This is a genomic window from Streptomyces sp. NPDC048636 (assembly GCF_040650655.1).
Classification (GTDB): domain Bacteria; phylum Actinomycetota; class Actinomycetes; order Streptomycetales; family Streptomycetaceae; genus Streptomyces.
In genome coordinates this window covers 149,173-169,076 of sequence record NZ_JBEZHR010000004.1, presented here as the reverse complement: position 1 = coordinate 169,076, position 19,904 = coordinate 149,173, and the positions used below count along the sequence as shown (strand labels likewise).

The 19,904-nt window shown below is 72.1% G+C and carries 2 protein-coding genes (1 of these 2 running past the window's edge); both read left to right on the top strand.

Annotated features, from left to right (window positions below):
- On the top strand, positions 1 to 19,126 hold the end of the coding sequence (locus tag AB0C66_RS13745; protein WP_362436849.1) for an enterotoxin A family protein. The gene continues 20,651 nt to the left of window position 1, outside the view; the window shows 19,126 of its 39,777 coding nt (coding positions 20,652–39,777); its start codon lies beyond the left edge, outside the window; it ends in the stop codon at positions 19,124 to 19,126.
- Positions 19,123 to 19,896: a type VII secretion system-associated protein gene (locus AB0C66_RS13740; protein WP_362436847.1), complete on the top strand. Its 774-nt coding sequence runs from the start codon at positions 19,123 to 19,125 to the stop codon at positions 19,894 to 19,896. The genes AB0C66_RS13745 and AB0C66_RS13740 overlap by 4 nt, the downstream gene beginning before the upstream one ends.
- Positions 19,897 to 19,904 lie beyond the last annotated feature (8 nt).

Genomic DNA, 19,904 nt, shown 5'->3' with positions numbered 1-19,904 from the left:
GTATCTGGACCAGGCGGTCGCGGTCACCCTCTCCTCGGATGGCGCGACGCCCCTGGTGCACGTACGCCAGCGGGCCGACGGCAGTCCCGCCTCCTGGCTGGTGAAGCATCCGTACGGGTTGATCCTGCCCACCCAGTTGCCGAGTGGGCCGGTCCCCGCGGTGTCCTTCCGCTACCCCTCGGAAGACGACTGGAACGCGTCCGCGCCTGCTCAAGCGCCGGAAGGGGTGAGGCTGCGGCCTGGTCCGGCACGTCGGCCGCGTGTCATGTCGGCTCCCGCCGTGACCGAACAAGCGGCCGACGTGCCCGACGAGTCCGTCGCTTCGGGCTGGGGAATGCCCCGTGCCAACCAGCTGTCGTTCCATGCGTTCGCGGACCAGCGCGAGGTGGTCATCGACGTGCGACCGACCAACTTGGAGGCGGTGAAGTGGCTGACCTTGGGCGCGCTTCCCAAGCCCGAGGAGATCAAGGCCAAGACGATCAACGCTCTCGACGTCCGGCTCGGCGCCCGGGAGGAGCACCGCGGACTGGTCGGTTTCTTCGAGCCCCGCCGGCCCGAAGGAGTGCCGGCGGACGCCCCCGTCTGGGCTCGCTACTGGCAGCGGCTGGAGGAGTACCGGACACTGCGCGCCCACATGGACGAGCTGGAGCGGGATGGGCGCTTCCGGACGGTCGACGGACTCGTTCAGCAGGCGACCGACGGAGGGAACTGGGCGTTCCTCACCGGGGACCACGACATCTTGAGGATCACCAGGCGCGACGGCACTCCGCTGCCCGCGGACGAATACGAGGCGCTCATCGCGGAGATGAAGAAAGCCCGCATGGGCGTCATGCACGGAATGCACCTGGCTTGGAACCCGAGGGATGCCTTCGGCCGGAAGATCTATGACACGATCAACGCGGCACACCGGCACAACGGCGGGGAGCCGTTGCTGCGGTTCGAGCCGCACCGGAGAAAGCCCTCAGTGGCCTATCTGGATTCGTGGGCCGACGTCAAGCCGGGCGCCGTGGATACCACGCGGACGGATACGTCCTCCCATGACGACGAGCCCGCCCCCGCCGCCCCCGAGACGCCGCCCGAGGACGCCCCCGGGGAGACCACCGGGGACCCGGAGCGGACGAAGCCCGCCACCGACCCCCTCGGCATCGACGAGCACCTGGACCGGCGCCGCCCGCCCCGTATCGACCGCGAACTGCCGCCCCCGGCACGGGAGCGGAGGCAGGCCCGGTTCACCGACGACAGCAGGATGCCCGCACACCTCGACGGCATCCGGGACCTGCTGCCGGGGCTCCCTGAGGAAGTCCTGGCCCGCTCCACCGCCTTCGGGGTCCGGGACTTCGCCCTGCGCGGCAGGGACCTGGTGTTGCGCGAGATCGCACGCGAACTACAGGCCCGGCCGAGCACCCGACTGGGCAAGGGCGGCGCCGGCTCACCGGCCGCGAAGGCGCTCCTGGCCGAGATCGACCGCGCGCTCCGCGAGGACCTCGGCGGACTCAGCGGTGACGGCCGGGAGTTCACCTACACCGACGCCAAGGGCAAGGTCCGGGTGGTGCACCTCGCGGTGCGCCACTACGGTCACTGGGAACGCTTCACCGACCTGGCCGAGCAACCGCGGAGCATCGGGGTGAAGACGCGCGGCCAGCGCCTCACCGGCGGCGACCAGTCCCAGAGCACCACCTACTCGATCAACCCGCTGGCACCACTGTGGCCCCTGACCAAGCCCTTCGGCGTCTACGCCCGGCTCGGGTTGCGCTTCGCGCACAGCCGCGCGGTCGGCTACAGCCTGACCGGGAAGGTCATGTCCCGGACCGAGGCATCCCTCACCGGGGCCTCGCGCCCCAGCCTCGACGACGTCTACTACCAGCTCACCGTCAGTGAAGCAGGTGGCAAACCGGCGGCCGAGGACGGCGGCACCGCCCCGGTGGGCTTCGGCTTCGCCGTACGCGGGGGACTCCGGCTGCGGCTCGCGGACAGCGCGATATCCGAGTCGAAGCCGGGACGCATCCCCCCGCTCATCACCTACCGGGGCACACAGCAGCACCACCGGTTCGTCGTCACCGAGGACTTCGGCCCGGTGGCCCACATCCGGAACTGGGCCGTGGGACAGATCGGGGCCCTTCCTGGGACCAGCGCCCACCGTGAACTCAACACGTTCTTCTCCTCCCAGAACTTCCAGCGCAATTCCCGGCTGCTGGGCGCCGGCACGATGACCACGCCGCCGCTGTTCGGCAAGGACAAGCAGGGCAAGCCGCTGGGCGTCTTCACCGTGCGCACGCTGCCCCGGCGGGCGGTCCTCATCGACGAGACGACCGCCGCCGCGCTCAAGGACATGGCCTGGCTGACCCTCATCGGCGAACGTTCGCTGTCCACCACCGACGGGCAGGAGCTCCAGGCCGCTGTGGGCCCGGTCTTCCAGTGGCTGGGCCTGGCGGGCACCAAGCTGAACCTGCGGTTCATCCTCGGCTTCGTCGCGCGGCACGGCCACCGGACCACTCGCGCCACCACGATCGGTGGCGAGGGCGGCAACAAGGTGGAAGGCGCGGTGAAGGACTCCCCGACCGGCCTGTACCTCGTCGAGAAGACCGTTGTCGTCCGGCGCAGCGGCCGTGACCGCGAAGCGGCCGGTAACCCCCGGTTCCCCGAGGGACACTTCGTCACCTGGAGCCTGGACCAGATGCCGAGGGCCGAGGCACGCCGGCTGGCGGGCTGGGACGACGGCACACGGACGCGCGTCCGCAGCGGTGCGCCCGAGCCGACGGCGCCCGCGTATCTGACCCCCGACTCGCCGCCCACCCTGGGGACCAGCAGGGCCGAGGAGTTCACCCACGACACCACCGACGCGGAGCCGGCCGAGAGCTGGCTCGAGCAGCTGGCCGAGAAGGTCGTGCAGGAGGCCGCCCTTGCCTATCCGGGGCTCGTCGCCCCGCTGAGCGAACTCGACCCGGACAACCCCCGCTGGCGCGACGCGGACCACTTCGAGACGGTGCTCAACAACACCCTGGAGATCTACACCAAGGTCTCGCACCACAGCATGGCGTCCAACCTGGAGGGGCTGACCACCCAGGGCATCCGCATCCGGTTGCGCGAAACCGCCCGCCTCAAGCGCGGCTACCGCTATCTGTGGGTCGACGGCGAACTCACCGGCCGCCACTACGAGGGCACCCAGAACGGACTGGCCGTCAAGTACTCCACCACGGGCACCGAGAAGCTCGAGGGTGAACACGGCGTGAGCCACGACCAGTACGGCGGCGTGGAAAGCAGCTTCACCCTCCGCACCGTGGCCGCCACCCCGCAGGGATACTCCCGGCGCGGGGGTACCGCGTTCCTCGGTCTGAGCGGCGGGCGCGGCCAGGGCCAGAGCAGCCTGTTCGGGCCCAGCAATGCCGTCGAGACGGCGGTGGGCGGCACCCGGCCGCCCCACCTCTTCAGCTACCGGCTCACCATCACCGTCAGCCGGGGCGGCTACTGGCGGCTGCCCGCCCTGATGCGCGGGATCGCCACCGCGGGGCTGCTGGGCACCCAGCCCTTCGTGTTCCGCGAGAAGAGCTCCCTCCTGATCGGCAAGGCGGACGACGGCTCCACGGTGGGCGGCGGCCCGGTCAGCGGACGGGTGATCCTGAGCGTCCTCGATGAGCACATGCCCAAGAGCGACCCGCACGCGGACGACGCGGACAACCCGTTCCGCGACTTCGGCAGCCGTATCACCACCACCACGATGCAGAGCTCACAGGCGCTGGCCCTGGCGACGTCCGCTCCCGGTGTCGACCGCAACCGTCAGCCGTTCGAGAACCACGCGCAGGTGACGGTCGGCATTCTCGGTAACGCCGCACTGGTCCGGGCGGCGGAGGAGTCCCTCAAGTCCGCCTCGGGCGGCTCGTGGCATATGACGCAGATCGGCGCGGCCCCCCACGACTCGGCACTGCTCGCCTTCCAGTCCCCGTATCTGACGGCCAACGCCGACCAGACCCTCAGCCCCTCGGGCTGGCGCGCCACCGAACTGTGGGCGAAGGGCCCGTACCTCAACCGGAGCGGTGTCCTCTTCCACCGGATGACCGTGTCCGCGCTGTGGGCGATGACCCCACCGGCGCCGATGTCGGCCACCCTGAAGATGACCGGCGCCACATTGACCGGCGGAAAGAACGCCGTCACCTACAACTTCGTATTCGGCGGACAGTTCTCCATAGCCCAGCCGCAGCGGGGCGATCGAGGCCCGCTGGGGTCCTACGGGCTGAGCCTCAGCCCGTGGTCGTACGCCCGGGGCCGGACGGACACCGTGAGCCGCTCCGTCAGCAATGAGATCGTGCGTCAGGACAGAAGCCACCAGGTGCTGGTGTCCGGCACCGCCGAGCACGACATCGCGGTGGCGTCCAGCGCGCTGGGCGGGACGACCGGCGCGGGCAGCCGCCTGGTGCCGGGCGCCCTGGCGAACGCGGCCGGACAGCGGGTCAACGTTCCCGGCGGCTGGATGGGGCTGCTCTCCGAGCACACCGCGGTGACCCTGGACCTGATCGACGACGGCTGGGGCACGGCACCCCTCTACGACGCGCAGACCTGGTCGCCCCAGCCCTGGCTGGTGGGGAACACGCTGTGCACCTACCCCCTGGGCGAGCTCGACCCCTCCAAGGTGATGGCCTCCTTCGACCAGGCGCTGCGCGGACTGTCGCTCCCCGACTCCGACCATGACACCGTCCTCCGCCTGGTGTCGGGCAGGCTGCTGCGCGCCCTGCGCGGGGAGATGGAGAACGCGGGCCAGACGGTGCCGCTCCGCACCGGGCACTGGGGCTGGGACGGGCTGCGCATCGGCACCCGACGGGCGCGGCTGCGGGTCCAGCTCGTCGCCGGCACCTCCCGTTTCCACCGGCTCGGACACAGCACCGACTTCGAGGACAACCTCTGGGCCATCTCGTCCACCGGTTTCGGCGCGAGCCGGACGCGCGGACCGGACTTCGGGCTGTCCGTCTCGGAGAGCGCGTACACGGGCAACCCCGACGCGTCGGCGGCCGGTCCCGGCTTCAGCGAGTCCGGCTCGGCCCGCCGGACCCTCGCCACCAGCGGCTCCGACAACCCCGTGGACACCTGGGCGTTCGCCACCAGTGAGCCCTACGCCGAGTACGACACCTCCTACCGGCTGCGCATCGCACTGGAGGTGGACGACGACACCGACTCGGGCACACCGCCCGCGGGCCGCGGCCGTGAACTGGTGCACCGGGCGCGCGAGGCGTCCCGTTCCTTCCGGGGCAAGCGCGGTGTCGTCAAGGAAGGGGACGTCGGCACTCTCCGCAAGCAGACACCGCTCAGCCTGATGTCCCCGGACACGGACCCCGCGGCGGCCACGCACGACGACCCGCTCGGACCGCCCGCACTCCCCGCCCCCTCCGCACCGCGCCGGGTGACCCTCCCGACGACGCACGGGGACGATGACTGGCGGCGTACCACCCTCCCCGACGGCACGGAGGGTGTGTTCGAGCCGCCCACTCAGGGATTCCAGGCCCGCGGTGTCATCGGTGTCGAGCAGGTCCGCGCGTCCGGATACCTCGCGATCGCCGCCGCCTACGACATCGGCTTCCGCGACGACGGCGACGACGCCCTCGTACGGGCCAAGGACACCGGTCTGACCCGGCTGGACAGCGGCTCCTCCCACAGCCTCGACGAGGGCACGAACAACACCGTGCTCGCCGCCCACTACTTCTCCGCGCTCGGCGCCGGATACCCGGTGCCGGGTCTGGTCGAGGACAGTCTCGTCGGCGGTGCCGACGGCGCTCTCGTCCTGCACGCCAAACCGCACTTCGAACGTGCCGTACTGATGACGGTGGCGCCCGGGACCAACCTCCAGCGCCTGGCACGGCGGATCACTGCCGGGGGCGCGTCCGCCTCGGGATCGGAAGGATACGGCGCGGCGTTCGACGTCGGCTCCGGCGCCTCGGCCCCGCCCGCGGGTTCGTTGCGGCCCGGGCTCTCCGCCTCCGGCCCCAACAGCACCGGGACGGAAGGCGGCGGGCACACCCAGGACGTCATGATGGAGACGAGCGTCGACCAGGGTGAGGACCTGGCCTTCCTGTTCGCCGTCCCCACCACCTGGCTCAGCAGCGCCGCCGTACAACGGCACATCAAGGACAGCGCCATCGGCCGGGCGGTGACCTCGCCGTTCCGCAAGGGGTGGCCCAAGCGCTTCGGTTCGGCCGGACAGAAGGCGTACGAGACCGAGGCGGCCGTCATCGTCTGGGTGCGCCAGGACGTGGCCCGGCAGCTCGGACTGATCGACGACACCTCGTTCCCCGAGGAGGCGGCCAAGGCGTGGGAGGCCGTTCAGGAGGCGTCGACGGCTTGGGTCGAGGCCGACAAGAAGTACTGGGAAGCCCGCCGTGAAACGGGTGCGGGACCCCGTGACGACCTGGCCCGGGCCGAGCGCGAGCTGACCGCCGCCGAGCGGGAGCTCACCGCGGCCCAGGACGCCCAGCGCGGCGCGGAGCGGCCGTTGGCCGAGGCCAGGGCCGCCGCCGAGGCAGCGGACCACCGGGCCACCACACTCGTACAGGAGGCACGTGCCCGCGCCGCCGAGGAGCGCGCCGCGGCCGAGGACAGCGCGCCCGAGCACGACGGCTGGGCCGAGGTGGAGCGCGAGTGGCTGGCCGAGGCCGACCGGGCGGTCGCCCTGGCCGAGGTCCACGCGGCCGAGCTGCGGGCCGACGCCGCCCGGCAGGTGACCCGGGCCCAGTGGACCCTGGTCCGCGCCGAGCTGGCCGTACGGGAGGCGACCAGGGCGGCGGCTGGTGCGACCGCGACCCGGGACGCGGCGCGGGCAGAGGCCGACCGGGCGCGGCAGACGATCGAGGGGTTGCGGAACAAGGCCGAGCAGCTGGCCACCGCATACCACCGGGTGCGCGCTGCCGCCGACCGGCTCACCCGCTGGCACCGGCTCAACGCCACCGAGGACGGTCGGGCCCGGCTCGACGGAACACCCAAGCCGCCCGCGGTGACGTTCACGGACCCCATCGTGAACACGGACACCGACGGCGATACCACGCCGGAGGCCCCCCGCTACACCCCGGACGAGGGCGACGCTCCCTCGGGGCTGGTCGCCCCGGACGGCGAGCGGTTCACCCTCCACGACGTGCCACGGGACGGGCAGTCGTTCCTCCACGCGCTGGCCGAGGGCCTGCACCGCATCGACCCCGAACTGCTGCGGCGCGAGGGTGTGGACACCTCCAGCCGGGAGAGCCTGGTCACCGGCATCAAGGCACTGCTGGCCGCCCGCCTCGTCGGCCAGGGCAACGCGGACCTGCTCGAGGTGCTGGCGCCGGACACCACGGACACCTTCACCGGCGATGAGGTCGACGTCGCCGGAATCGAGCTGGGCGACAACACACCGGAGCGACGGGAGTTCGACGCGCTCCGGGTGATCCCGGAATCGCTCAGCCTGAGTTCGGGCGACCGGCTCGGCCTGGCCTATCTGCAACTCCTGCGCTCCGGCGACGCGGAGGGCAGGTCCGGCTGGGACCACGCAGCCGCGGACATCTGGCCGCTGCTCGCGGCCCGCACGTTCGGGGTGCCGGTGCGTGTGGTGATGCCGGACGGGAGTTTCTACCACTTCTCTCCGGACACCAGGGTCGGCACGGACGGCCCGGACACCGCGGAGGCCACGGACGGCACGGACACCGCGGACTCCGGCCCGCCGCCGCTCGTGCTGTGGCTGGGCGGTGAGGGTGACGAGCGCCACTACCAACTCGCCCTGTCCGAAGCGATGTCCGGCACCGAACCGGCGCCCGGCCTTCCGGCACCCACACCCACACCGGCGCCGCGGGAGATCACCCCTTCCGACGAGGCCGCGGTCAAGTCCCCGGCGCACACCACACCCCCGTGGACCCCGACCGAGGACGGCGACGAGCGGTCCCGCTTCGACGCCGAGACCGACCACCGCACCCTGACGGGACCTGACGGGCAGGTGTACGACCTGGTCGAGGCGGAGGGCGACGGCAACCGCTTCTACGCCGCCGTCGTGGCGGCCCGGTCCCAGGCCCCGGCCGGGCGCCGGACCGCCACGCCCGGCCGGGGCACCGGAGGGGGAGTGCCCGGGGCGACCGAGCTCTCCGCCCTGCCGGGCAGTCAGCTCCGGCGAAACCTCGCCAACCGTGTCGCCGCCCAGCCCTTGCCCGAGGGGGCCCGGCTCGATCCGGCGGCGGTGTTCCACCCCGACGAGGTGGCCGGACTCTCCCTCGAACTCGACGCCGCCCAGCGGGCCGGACTGCGGCGCGATCTCACCCGCACCGGAGGCCGCGTCCCCCAGGCCATACGAAAGGTCCGCGCGAACGAGGAAGCCCTGCTGCGCGAGAACCTGCGGGCGGCTCGTCGCTGGGACAGCGCCACCGCGTCGCTGGCGGCCGAACTGACCGCCCACACCGAGGGGATCACCCTGATCCTGGTGTCCGAGGACGGTACGAACCGCACGTACGGTCCTCCCAAGGCCGGCGAGACGGTGATCCTCTACCAGCGGGGGACCGAGTTCCTGGTCGCCCGGCCGCGTCCGGCGGCCGACAGGACGGAAACCGGGCGGAACACCCGGCCGGACACCTGGTCCGGCGGCCGCAACACACCCCGCGGCGGGCGTCCGGCCGAGGACGGGCCATCCGGGGGCACGGCCGACGCCCACTCCCGCGCGATGGCGGCCGAGGTGACGGCGGCCTCCGCCGAGGCCGCCCTGGCCAGCCGGGAGGAGAGTGCGCTGCGCCGGGAGGAGGGCGCGGTGCGCGCGCTGGGGAGCACAGGCGATGCGGTGGATACCGCGGCCGCCGCGCACCGTCGCGCCGATCTGGAGCGCACCGAAGCCGTCCGGACCGCGAAGGCCGTGCAGAGCGCGTACGAGCGGATGGACGCCACGGCCGACGACCTCCAACGGGCCCGGGACGCCCAGGACCGGGCCGAGCGGGAACTGCGGCGGGCCACCCGGGAGCTGGTCCGGCAGACCCGGGCCCACAACGCCGTCCGGGCCCAACTGCGGGAGATCCGGGACGCCCTGGACGAGGCCCGTTGGGAGCTCCGGACGCGCGCGGAGGCATCGCGACGGCCGTCCCCGTCCGGCAGCACCTCGCGGACCGAGGGCATCGCCGACGGCAACCGCCGTACGGACGACCACGACCGGGCGGGCTCCGCCTCGGGCACCGGCTCCGGCCCCGCCGCGCCCACGCTCTCGTCGCTGCTTCCGGAGGACTCGTGGTGGCGGCTGTTCATCGACGCCAATGTGCACTCCGAGGCCTTCCGGCTCAGCCCCGACGACGTGGGCGGACACCTGGACGCCCATAAGTACCCCGGCTACCGGCAGAGCATGAGGGAGGCGTACCGCGAAGTCCTCGACGGCGGCGGCACCGGCCGCGACTGGTCCCGCGTCGACGCGGACGCGTACGAGGAACTGCACAACATGGCCACCCGGTACCTCGTCACCGGCTCCGGGCAGAACACCGCCACCACCTGGTCGGGCTATGAGCACGGGCGGACCACGATGCGCCCGATCGGCAGCGACGGGATCGCCGAGGACCTCAAGGACGAGGTGCTGCTGGGGCGTCCGCTGCTGGTCTCCATCAAGGACCGGTACCCGGCGGGGAGCCCCAAGCCGCTGGTCGTCTTCCACCACGGACTCCACGGCGGCCAGGTCTCCATCGACTACACCCCCCAGGAGGCGCGCGGGATCGTCCAGGCCGCACTGGACCGTTACTACGCCGAGGTGGCGGTCGCGGCGAGCCCCGACGAGAAGCTGCGGGCGATCGCCCGGGTGACCCGGACGCTCCAGATCCTCCAGCCGTTCACCGACGCCAACAGCCGGGTCAACGTGCATGTCCTCATGCACAAGTTCCTGCTGGAGCAGGGGTTCCGGCCCTCGGTGCTGATGGACTCCCGCTCGCTGTTCCTCGGTGGATTCACCGTGGATGAGATCGCCGAGCGGCTGAAGGAGGGCATGGTCCGCTTCGACCGTCACCGGCGTTGGGCGCGCTGGGACGGGTTCGCCGACTCCGCGCAGCCCCCGAACTCCGCCACGGTCGATCAGTTGGCCGACGCCATGGGGCTGGTGGAGCCGACCGGTACCCCGGGCGAGCGGCTGCGGCGGATGAAGGAGACGGCGCGCACCGCCCAGGCCCTCCTCGGCCCCGATGGGGCCGACACCGACGCGGCCGACCAGGAACGGCTGGTCGCCGTCCACGAGCTGACCGCTCCGGCCCTGGCACGCTTCCCGGGCCGGAGCGCCCCAGAAGCCATCGTCGGTTTCACCCAGGAGGTGTTCTCCCTCGACACCGAGGACGATGTGACCGATGACCACCTCGTTTCGCTCCTCGCAGCCGTCACCGAGGCCCGAGGCCAGGACCGGCCCCTGGACATCGACACCCTGACGTCCCTGGCCGTAGCGCCCCAGGGCGACGAGGAGTCCGAGGACGGCTCGGAGGCCGCGTCCGGTGACCCGTCGCGGTCCGGGCCCCCCGCCGGGGAACCCGACTGGGACACGCTGGCCCACGAAGCGCCCGACGACGGTCTCAGTCCCCTGGTGTTCGGGGTCTCGGAGCTGACCGGCGGCACCCCGGCGAGCGCCCCCGAAGAACTCGCCGAGGCACTGCTGCCACGACTGGGCAACGAAGCGCCCGGCGGCTTCCGCCTGGTGCTGCGGGCTGGATTCGGGTCGCTGGGCGGCGATCCGACGCGGTTCGTCTCGGATCTGGTGAACGAGCTGGACGCGCCCGTGGACCTGCTCCTGGCCGACCCTGACGGCACTGTGCGACTGCTGCGATTCGACGATCACGGCGGTCACGAGGACCTGGGCCCGGTGGCGACGGGCACCACGGAGCCCATCGCCTATCCGCACAGCAGCCAGATCAACGCCACCCCCGCCCCCACCGACGCCTTGAGCGCTCTGGACCTCGGCTCCGACCCGGACGAGGAAGCCTCTTCGGATTCTTCGCCCTCTTCGCCCTGGTCGGTGTCGTCGTGGCGGACGGCCGGGTCGCCGGGTGCGGTGCGGTTCGCGGGTATGTACCGCGACCGTGAATGGCGTCGGCGCAGCGTGGAGTACGAGTTCGCCATGGCCCGGCGGTTGGGGTCGGACCCGGCGACCACGGACGCGGCCCGGCGGGCGGTGGACCGGCTGTACCAAGACCTCACCGCCCGGATGGGCGAGGCCGAGGCGCTGCGCGCGTTCTTCCCGCCCGGCGCCGCTCCGGCGGACGGCCGGGCCGCCCTGGAGCGGTTGCGCTCTCTCCCGGCGGGCCCTGAGGCCGTGGCTCAGCTGATGGCGGCGTTCACCCATGCGGTGTACGCGGGCCAGGAGTTGCCGTCCGCTGTGGGAGAGGCGTTGTCGCGGCCCGGCGGCGGGCGGTTCAACCCCGGGAGCGCCTATCGGGAGGTGCACGACGGCCGCGGTGCCCGTCGGGTGGGCGGTGTGTGGGGTCCGGCGTCGCGGTTGCTGGAGGCGTACCGGGACCTGGGCGCGTCGGCGGCGGAGTTGCGGGAGTTCCGTGACGCCGTGGCGGCGTGGATGGTTCCGGCGGATCTCCAGTCGCTGGCGGAGGTCCTGCGTACGTCGCATCGCATGGGTGTGGGGGACGCGGCCGAACGTGCCGCGGTCGGTTCCGACGCGGCCCGGTTCCACATCTGGGCGCACACCGCCTTCGGGCTCGCGGAGGACCCGGACGGTCTGCTGCCGCCGCACCAGGCCCTGTACGGCGAGCGCATGAGCTATTCCGCCGAACTCACGGGTGGGATCGCTGTGCCCGAGGGGATGACCGCCCTCATCCATGCCGCGGTCAACGGCCTCCCCCGGGGGAGGTCCGACCAGGGCAAGGCATTGGGGGGGTGGCTCCGGCGCCACAAGGCCCGGGGCATCGAAGCGCTGAAGCGGTTGACGCCCGCCCACATCACGGCGCTCCACCTGTACAGCGAGCCCGACTACCGGCTGCTGAAGGCGGTGCTGAACGGCCAGCGGCTCGGTACGGCGATGGGCCGTCACGTCGTACGTCTCGCCATGTGGGGGGTTGTGCGGGAGGCGGTGGACGAGGGCTGGGTCTTCATGGTGCCGCTCACCCTCCGGAGCCAGCCCGGTTTCGAGGAGCTGTACGAGGAGTTGGAGGAGCTGTCCGACCTGACGACCCCGAGCGACGAACTGTCGCGGCTGCGGCGGGAGTTGAACCGGATGGCGGACCGGCTGTACGACGAGTTGCCGTTGCATATGGACATGGCGATCGAGGCGCTGGAGTTGCTGCCGCCGATCGACGGCACGGTGTGGTGGGGCGACCGCGGGGTGCCCGGACTGCTCGACGACGCGCCCATGGACGGACCGGTCTACGGCGTCGACACCATCACGGTTCCGTTCTTCCGCAGCACCTCGCGCGACCAGGAAACAGCGCTGCGCAAGTTCACACTGGCGGACAGGGCCCTGCCCGACGGTTCGCACCGCGCCCTGGTGGAGGTCGCACACTCCGTGGGGCGGGACATCGCCCCCTTCTCGGCGCACCCCGATGAGGACGAGGCCCTACATCTGCCGGGGACGGTGTTCCACGTCACCGGCAGGCGGGTGGTGCAGGACCAGAAGAGCCAGATCCAGTACGAGCTGATCTCGGCCGAAGAGGCCCCACCCGCCGCCGGTTCCCCGGCTTCACCGGACTCCGGCGAGTCGCCGGTGGCGCGAGAGATGCGCGGTCGCAATGGCCGGCTGATCGGTGCGACGTCGTTCGACGAGGGTGATTGGGCGTCGCGGCGTGAGGATTACGGGCGGCTGGACGGGACCGCGGAGTTCGTCGCGTGGGAGCGGGACGCTTCGGGTGCTTTGGTCGCGGGTTCGGGTGCGTTGCCGGGTGGTGGGAGTGCGGAGGGGACGTTCTTCTTCGGGTCGCATGGTGGTGCTGAGGGGTTGGGGTTGGCGACGGATGGGGGTGGGGTTCGTCGTGATGATGGGTCGTATGTGGGGCGGTTGCTGGAGGGGGTGCGGGAGAGGGGTTTCCGCAGTGTGACGGTGTTGGCGTGTGGTCCGGGTGATGTGCCGGGGAGTGTGGAGGAGGCGCGGGCGCGGGCGCGGCGTATTGCCAGGGTGACGGGTCTGACGGCGCATGTGGCGACGGGCCGGGTTGCCGTGACGACGCCGTCCGACGGTGGTCCGGCGCGTATTCACCTGCTGGAGGATGGGCAGGGTCGGCGTACGGGGTGGGTGACGGAGCATCCGCCGGGGTCCGCGGCATCCGGGACGGCTCCCGCGGTCGTGACGTCCTCGGACACCACACCTGCCGAACCGGACCTCACCTACCCGGACCCCTCGCAGATCAATGGCCCGGAGGCCGTGGACCGCTCGTGGCAGATCCCGTCCTGGAAGATCACCGGTGCTCCCGACACCCCCCGGTTCACCGGCTATTACCGTGACCCGGAGTGGCGGCGCCTCAGCCTGCAATTCGAATTCACGGTGGCGAAGGTCCTTGCCAGGGATCCGAAGGTGGTCGCCGCCGCACGGCAGGCCGTCGGGCGACTCCACCACGCCCTCTCCCAGTGGTACGGCCCACAGGTGGCGGCTCAGGCACTCTACGCACCCGACGATCTACAGCGGGGCTCTGCCAAGCGGCTTCTGGGGACCGGTTCCAAGGCCTCGTTGGACGAGCTGATGCAGGCGTTCGTCAACGCCACGCTCACCAACACCGCTGCGCCGGTCACCCTCAGCCGGGCCGTGCCCGGCCGGATCGGCTATGCGGGGCAGCCCATCCATCCGGGTGCCAACGGCGTGGACCGGAACCGCTACGACGAACGGGGCTTCCGCCGGGTGGGCGGCCTGAACGGGCCGGCGCTATGGCTGATGCAGAGCCTTCAGCTGATCGGGGCGCCCGAGCAGGAGCTGTACGCCTTCCGCAACGCGGTGATCGCTTGGACCGTTACCAAGGAATTGCAGTCACTGCACGAGGCCCTGCGGGCCTCGCACTGGGTCGGCCTGGGCGGGGCCGAGGAACACCTCGCGTCCGAGCGGGACGCGGTGCGCACACAACAGTGGGTCAGGGACAACCTCGTCCCCTGGTCGGTCGTCAACCGGAGCTCGCGGTGGGCCGACCTCCAGGACAAGCTGACTCTTCCCCACCTCACGCGGTACGACGCGGCCATGTCGTTCACCCCGGAGGAGACCGGAACACTCGCCATCCCGGACCAGCTGGCCGAGATGGTCGATGACGCGACGTCGGACGAGCCCGGGGAAGACTTCGCCGACACCGGCAACCGGGCGGCGCTGGACGAGTGGTTGGATCGCTACGGGGAACAGGGCCACCAGGCGCTTCTGGCACTGCACGGCTCCCACATCACCGCCCTCTACCTCTACAGTTCGTCCGACTACCGGCTCATGAAGACCGTGCTGATCGCGGAGCGGCTCGGTGAGGCGGTGACCCGCTGGATGCTGCGGGACGCCGCCTGGAAGCTCGTCAAGAAGGGGTGGGAGGACCCGAAGCGTCTGACGGGCCATGTGCCCGTCACCCTGCGCACCCAGCCCGGCTTCGCCGAGCTGTGGGCCCGACTCGAGTCCCTGCCCGACCTGGCCCCGAGCCCCGAGCTGAAGCGGTTGCGGCGCACGCTCGACGAGATCTCCGACCGGCTCCTTCCTCAGCTGAGGCTGCACATCGAAATGGCCGCGGAGGCACTGGAGATACTGCCGCCGGTGAACCGCACCACCTGGTGGGGCGACCGTGGCATCCCCGGCCCGCTGGAGGGGCCCGCGGTCCCGTCGCCGCTGTACGGCGCCGACCTGCTGACGATGCCGTTCTTCCGCAGCACCGCCCTGACCGAAGGAGGGGCGATGATCTACACGCTGAGGAGGAAGGCGGTGCCGTCGGGCTCCCACCCGGCATTGGTCCGGGTCGTCAGGTCGACGGGCCGGGAGATCACCATGTTCTCCCGCTACCCCCTGGAGAAGGAGGTCCTCTCTCCGCCCGGCGCGACCTTCCGTGTCCTGGACCGTGCCGTCAAGAAGGACGAGCAGGGCATCGCGTACGAACTGATCACGGTCGAGGAGTACCAGGCCGCACCCTTGCCCGCGCCGCCCCCGGCCGTCCCCGCGAGCGAGGGCACGTCCGGGTTCGGATCCCTCTACGCCGACCCGCGCTGGTGGCGGGCTAGTGAGGAGTACGAGAAGGCGCTGGGCGGGGCGCTGGCCACCGACCCCGCCGTGCTGACGGCGGCGCGCAAGGCCGTCCGTGCCCTGCACGGCTACCTGACGCACCATCTCGGCGCCCGTGCGGCCACGCTCGCGTTCTCACCGGGCCTCACCACGGACGCCGAGATCGAGAGCGCCACGGCGTTCCTGCTCGACGACGGGTCGACGGCCACCGTGCCGGACCTGGTGGGGGCCCTCGTCGTCGCCGCCTACGCGCCCAGCGGCCGGGGCGAGGACCGTTCGCTCCGTGGGCTGTGGCGGGACCGTCCGGACCTGAACCTCTCGCAGATGCCCACCACCCAACCCGTACCGGTCCCGCACGACCCGAACCTCCTCGGGTTCCGGGAACTGCACGACGGACTCGGTCACCGCGCGGCCGACGGCCGGGCCGAGGGCGTGGAGTGGCTGCTGCGGGCGTTCCGCGGGCTGCCGCACACCGATCCGGGCCTGCTGCTGGGACTGCGGAACGCCCTGTTCGCGCTCCATCTGTCCAACGGGAACCACTCGCTGGCCGAGCTGGTCGAGGCCGCGCACCGGGCCGAGGTGCGTGGTGAGGCCGAGCCGCGCCCGGCCGAAGCCGACGCGGTCCAGCTGTACTCCTGGGCGGATGCCGTCTTCCGGCCCCGGCGCCGTATCACCTCCGGACCCGCGTCGGCCGCCGGGTCCGCCGACGCCGACGCCGACGCCGCCGTCGCCGGCGACCTGCTCCTGCCTCACCACCGGATGTACCAGCGGCGCACCGACTGGCTCACGCCGTGGCTCACGGGCAACGCCGCCGATCTCGCCGCGATCATCCAGCTGACCGGTGTACCGGGCAGCCCGTGGACCGCTCAGGACCTGGAGACGCTGCCCTGGCCCACGGCGGCGGCGGGGCAGGAGCGGCGCGCCGCCCTGCGCAGGTGGCTGCTGCGGCAGGATGTCCGCACAGTGCCGGACGGACTCACCGCCGCGCACATCGCCGCGCTCTACCTGACCGGCGGCCTCGACGTCCGGCTGTTCGACCCGAAGTACCTCGACGGCCCGGATGCCTTGGGGCACCTCCGCAACGCCCTGGTGGCCCTGACCGAGCAGGGTTTCCTCGCCGGTGGGGCCGAGAGCCACTTTCCGCTGCTGCTCCTGCGCGACCGGGAGTTCCGTTCGCTGCTGCGGCAGGCCAGGCAACTCCCCGCCACGGCACATGACCGCGCGGCGTGGGCGGCCACCCTCCGCCAGCAGGCCGCGGCCGTCGCCGCGGAACTCGCCGTCGGCATACACGGGGAACTGGTCATCCACCGGCTCATGGCGCTCGAGGCGCTGAACCTGCTGCCCCCCATCGGCGGCAGCGTCTACTGGGCGGAGTCGGCTGCCGGGGGCACCGCCGTCCCCGGTCTCACCTTCACCCGCCCGCCCTTCAGAGCCAACTCGGCCTCGCCCGAATCCGTCATGACCAGCTTGGCGGCGGCTGCCGCACAGCAGCGGGAGCAGGACCACGCCCTGTACGAGGTGGAGGCGTCCTCCGCGCGGTCCATCGCGCCGTTCGCCCGGATCCCCGGGTGGGAGCAGGCGGTGTATCCCGTGGAGACCACCTTCCAGGTGGTGCGGCGGGAGATCCGCTACGACCAGAAACACCGGGTCCGGTACACGCATGTGACCTTGCGGGAAGTGCCCACCGGAACCCCGGCCGGGACATGGAAACGTGAGACCGTCAGCCGTGCCCTCATCGCTCCCGACGGCACATCGACCGGTGTCACCAGCCACACCGATCCCGAGCGGACTTCACCACCGCGGAGCGCGGGCGAGTTGACGCGGACCGCGTCCTCCGCGTCCTCCGCGAACGACGGGGCGACCCGGGACGGAAGCTGGGCCCAGGACAACACGACCGTGCCGCTGCGCCAGGGTTCGGCCGTCACCGCCGTCACCGCCGTCACCGAGTCCGAGTCCGAGTCCGAGTCCGAGTCCGAGCCCGAGTCCGAGTCCGAGTCCGAGTCCGACGGTGAGCGCGGGTCCGGGCCCGCCGCCGACGCGCAGGACACCACCGCGAGCGTGGCCGCATACCGGCGCACCGGACCGTACGCCGCGCGTCTCGACGGTGTGACCTATGTGCTGCACGCCGCACCGGAAGACGGCGACCGGCCCCTCGACGCCCTGTTGTTCACCCTCCAGTACGCGGCCCCCGCGGCACTGGAGGCCGCCGGGGTGGACTCGGCCGACTCCTTCCGCGACTGGCTGGGGCGGCACATCACCGACGAGGACCTGTCCGACGTCGCCCTGCCCCCGCTGGACCGCGACAGGGAGCTCCCGCTGAGCCTGCTCGAATCCATCGGGGTGCAGCTGACCGCCGCACAGCGCATGCAGGGAGCCCTCCTCGGCGATGTGATCCCCGCCGCGGACGTCACGCTGAGCCCCGCCCAGCGGTTCCGCCTCGCCCTGGCCGACCCCTCCTACGGAGTGGCCGAACGGGAGCCGACGGTAAGGGCGTTCGCCGCGGTGGCCGCCCGCGAGCTGGGCGTCGCGGTGGCCGTGGTGGGCGAGGACGGCTCCATGGAGCACTACGGCGGCGGAGGGGAGTACGGCCCCGCCCTCCTCGTCCTCGACGGCGACCGCTCCCTCGCCGGACTTCCCGGCGGTCCCGAGGAGAGCCCCGACCAGCAGGCGCTCCGCCGGGTCGCCGACGCCCTCACCGCCGCTCCCGAATCCGTACGGGACTGGCTCAGGGGGCGTGCCCCGGAGGACCGCCGGAACACCGCCGACCGCGCACCCGAGTGGATCCGGTCGCGCATCCGGTACCTGGAGGAGGGCGAACGCTTCGAGGAACGCCTCGGCTGGTATCTCGGCGACCACACGGCCGCCAACGACCAGTTGGGGGTGATGGTGCGCGCCGTATGGGACCGGGCCGTGGCGGCCGGTGTCTGGCAGGGGCTCGGCTCGGCCGACTCCACCGTCGACGGCACGGTGGGCACCGAATGGGACCGGCTTCTCGCGGTGGTCGAGTCGGGCAACCTGCGGGAGCGCATGGGACTGCTGTGGGTCGGCGCCCGGACCATCTCCGGTCTGCTCGGCAGCCCGGACCCCGATCCGCTGCCCATCCGCGCCGAGCGTGGCGACCGGCTGCCCTCCAGCACCATGACGGCCTACGAGGAAATGCGGGAGCAGGCCCGCGGGCTGCCGCCCGCCGAGCGGGCGCGGCTGCTCGCCGACGCGGAGCGCATGCTGCGGGTGGCGGTGGCCCAAGCGGATGTGCGGCCGCCGCTGAGCGACGCGGAGCGGGAGCTGATGCCGGATGACGGCGTCCCGTGGATCCCGGGCCGGAACCGCTGGAACCTGGCCATGGGCAGCCGTTTGCAGTCGGATGCCGAGACCACGGGTGGCCTGGTGCGGGCCGGGACCTCGGGTTCGTCCTACCGGCTGATGATGCAGGCCGTGAAGATGCGCGACGCGTGGGGGCTGGACATCGACCTCGGTCTGGTGCGGGTCGCCCTGCTGGCCGAGATGCTGTCGGTGGGCCACCACTCGCTGCACGAGATCATGGCGGCCTCACAGCTCATCCTGGAACACCTCCGTGAGCGCGGCACCCCCGAGTCTCCGGAGCTCGACTACGTCGACAACTGGAGCCGCTATTGGCATATCGCCCCGCTGACCGAGGCGGAGCTGCGCACGAATGTGGCCACCGACGGCCGGTTCCCCGACGAACACGTCCTGGATGAGGCCGGCTGGCCATCCGGAGTCCGGGACGACGAACGGGACGACGGGCCCGATGACCCGGAGGCGGCGGCGTGGTTCGCGGACCACCGTGACACGCTGGGCGACATCCTGGACCACCTGGCGGCTCTGGGGCCCGACGCCGTACTCGACGCCGGGGACGAGTTGACCCCGGACCTGCTGCGGCGTCTGATCGACGAGTGGTTCCGCACCCGGGGCATGGAGCCGTCCGGCTCCCTGGCCGAGGACCTGCGCCGCATACTGGACGACCCTACGTACACCCCACAGAGGAGCTCATGAACGACAACACCGCCGCCGACACCGCGCCGCCGGTTCCCAAGGAAATCGAGGAGGCCGCGCGGCTGGCCCCCGACCACTGGCTGGGCATGGTCGACCCGGCGTGGGCCGGACCGGGTGAGCCGCCGAGCTGGGCGGTGGTCGGCCAGTGGAGGTCCGGCCTGGACGGGGAGATCGAGGAGTGGCGCGAGAACGAGGAGTACCGCCCCTCGCCCCAGGCCATGGGCTGGCCCGAGCCGACCGACGAGGTGGACGAGGCGGTACAGCTCGCGGCCACCGGATACGGACCGGGGGAGGCGGTACCGCGGAGCCTCGCCGCGGCCGAGGTCGCCGTGCTGACCAACCCCGATGGCGGCCCGCTGTCCGCCGCCGCCCCCGACGGCACGCCGGTGGTCCCCGTCTTCACCTCGCCGGTCCATCTGCACACGGCCGGGCGGTTCGGGTACGAACTGGTGCCCGTGGCACAGCTCGTCGACCGGATACCGCAGGGGCATGTGCTCTACCTCAACCCCTCCGCCCCGGTGTCCATGACCGTGGACATCGACGCCCTGCGCGAGGCGCTCGCGGCCGCGGCACAGCAGACGGCCACGACGGGCGGGATGCCGGAGGTCCCGGTGTCCGAGGTCCCGGTGTCCGAGGTCCTGCTGCCCGAGACCCCGGTGTCCGAGGACACGGCGCCCGAGACCCCGGTGTCCGAGGACACGGCGCCCGAGACCCCGGTGTCCGAGGGCCAGGCGTCCGGAGAGCAGGCGTCCGAGGGGGAGCGGCCCTGACACACGAA

Bases quoted from the DNA above. Each gene is read 5' to 3' on its own strand.
- AB0C66_RS13740 (WP_362436847.1), top strand. From the start codon at position 19,123: ATGAACGACAACACCGCCGCCGACACCGCGCCGCCGGTTCCCAAGGAA.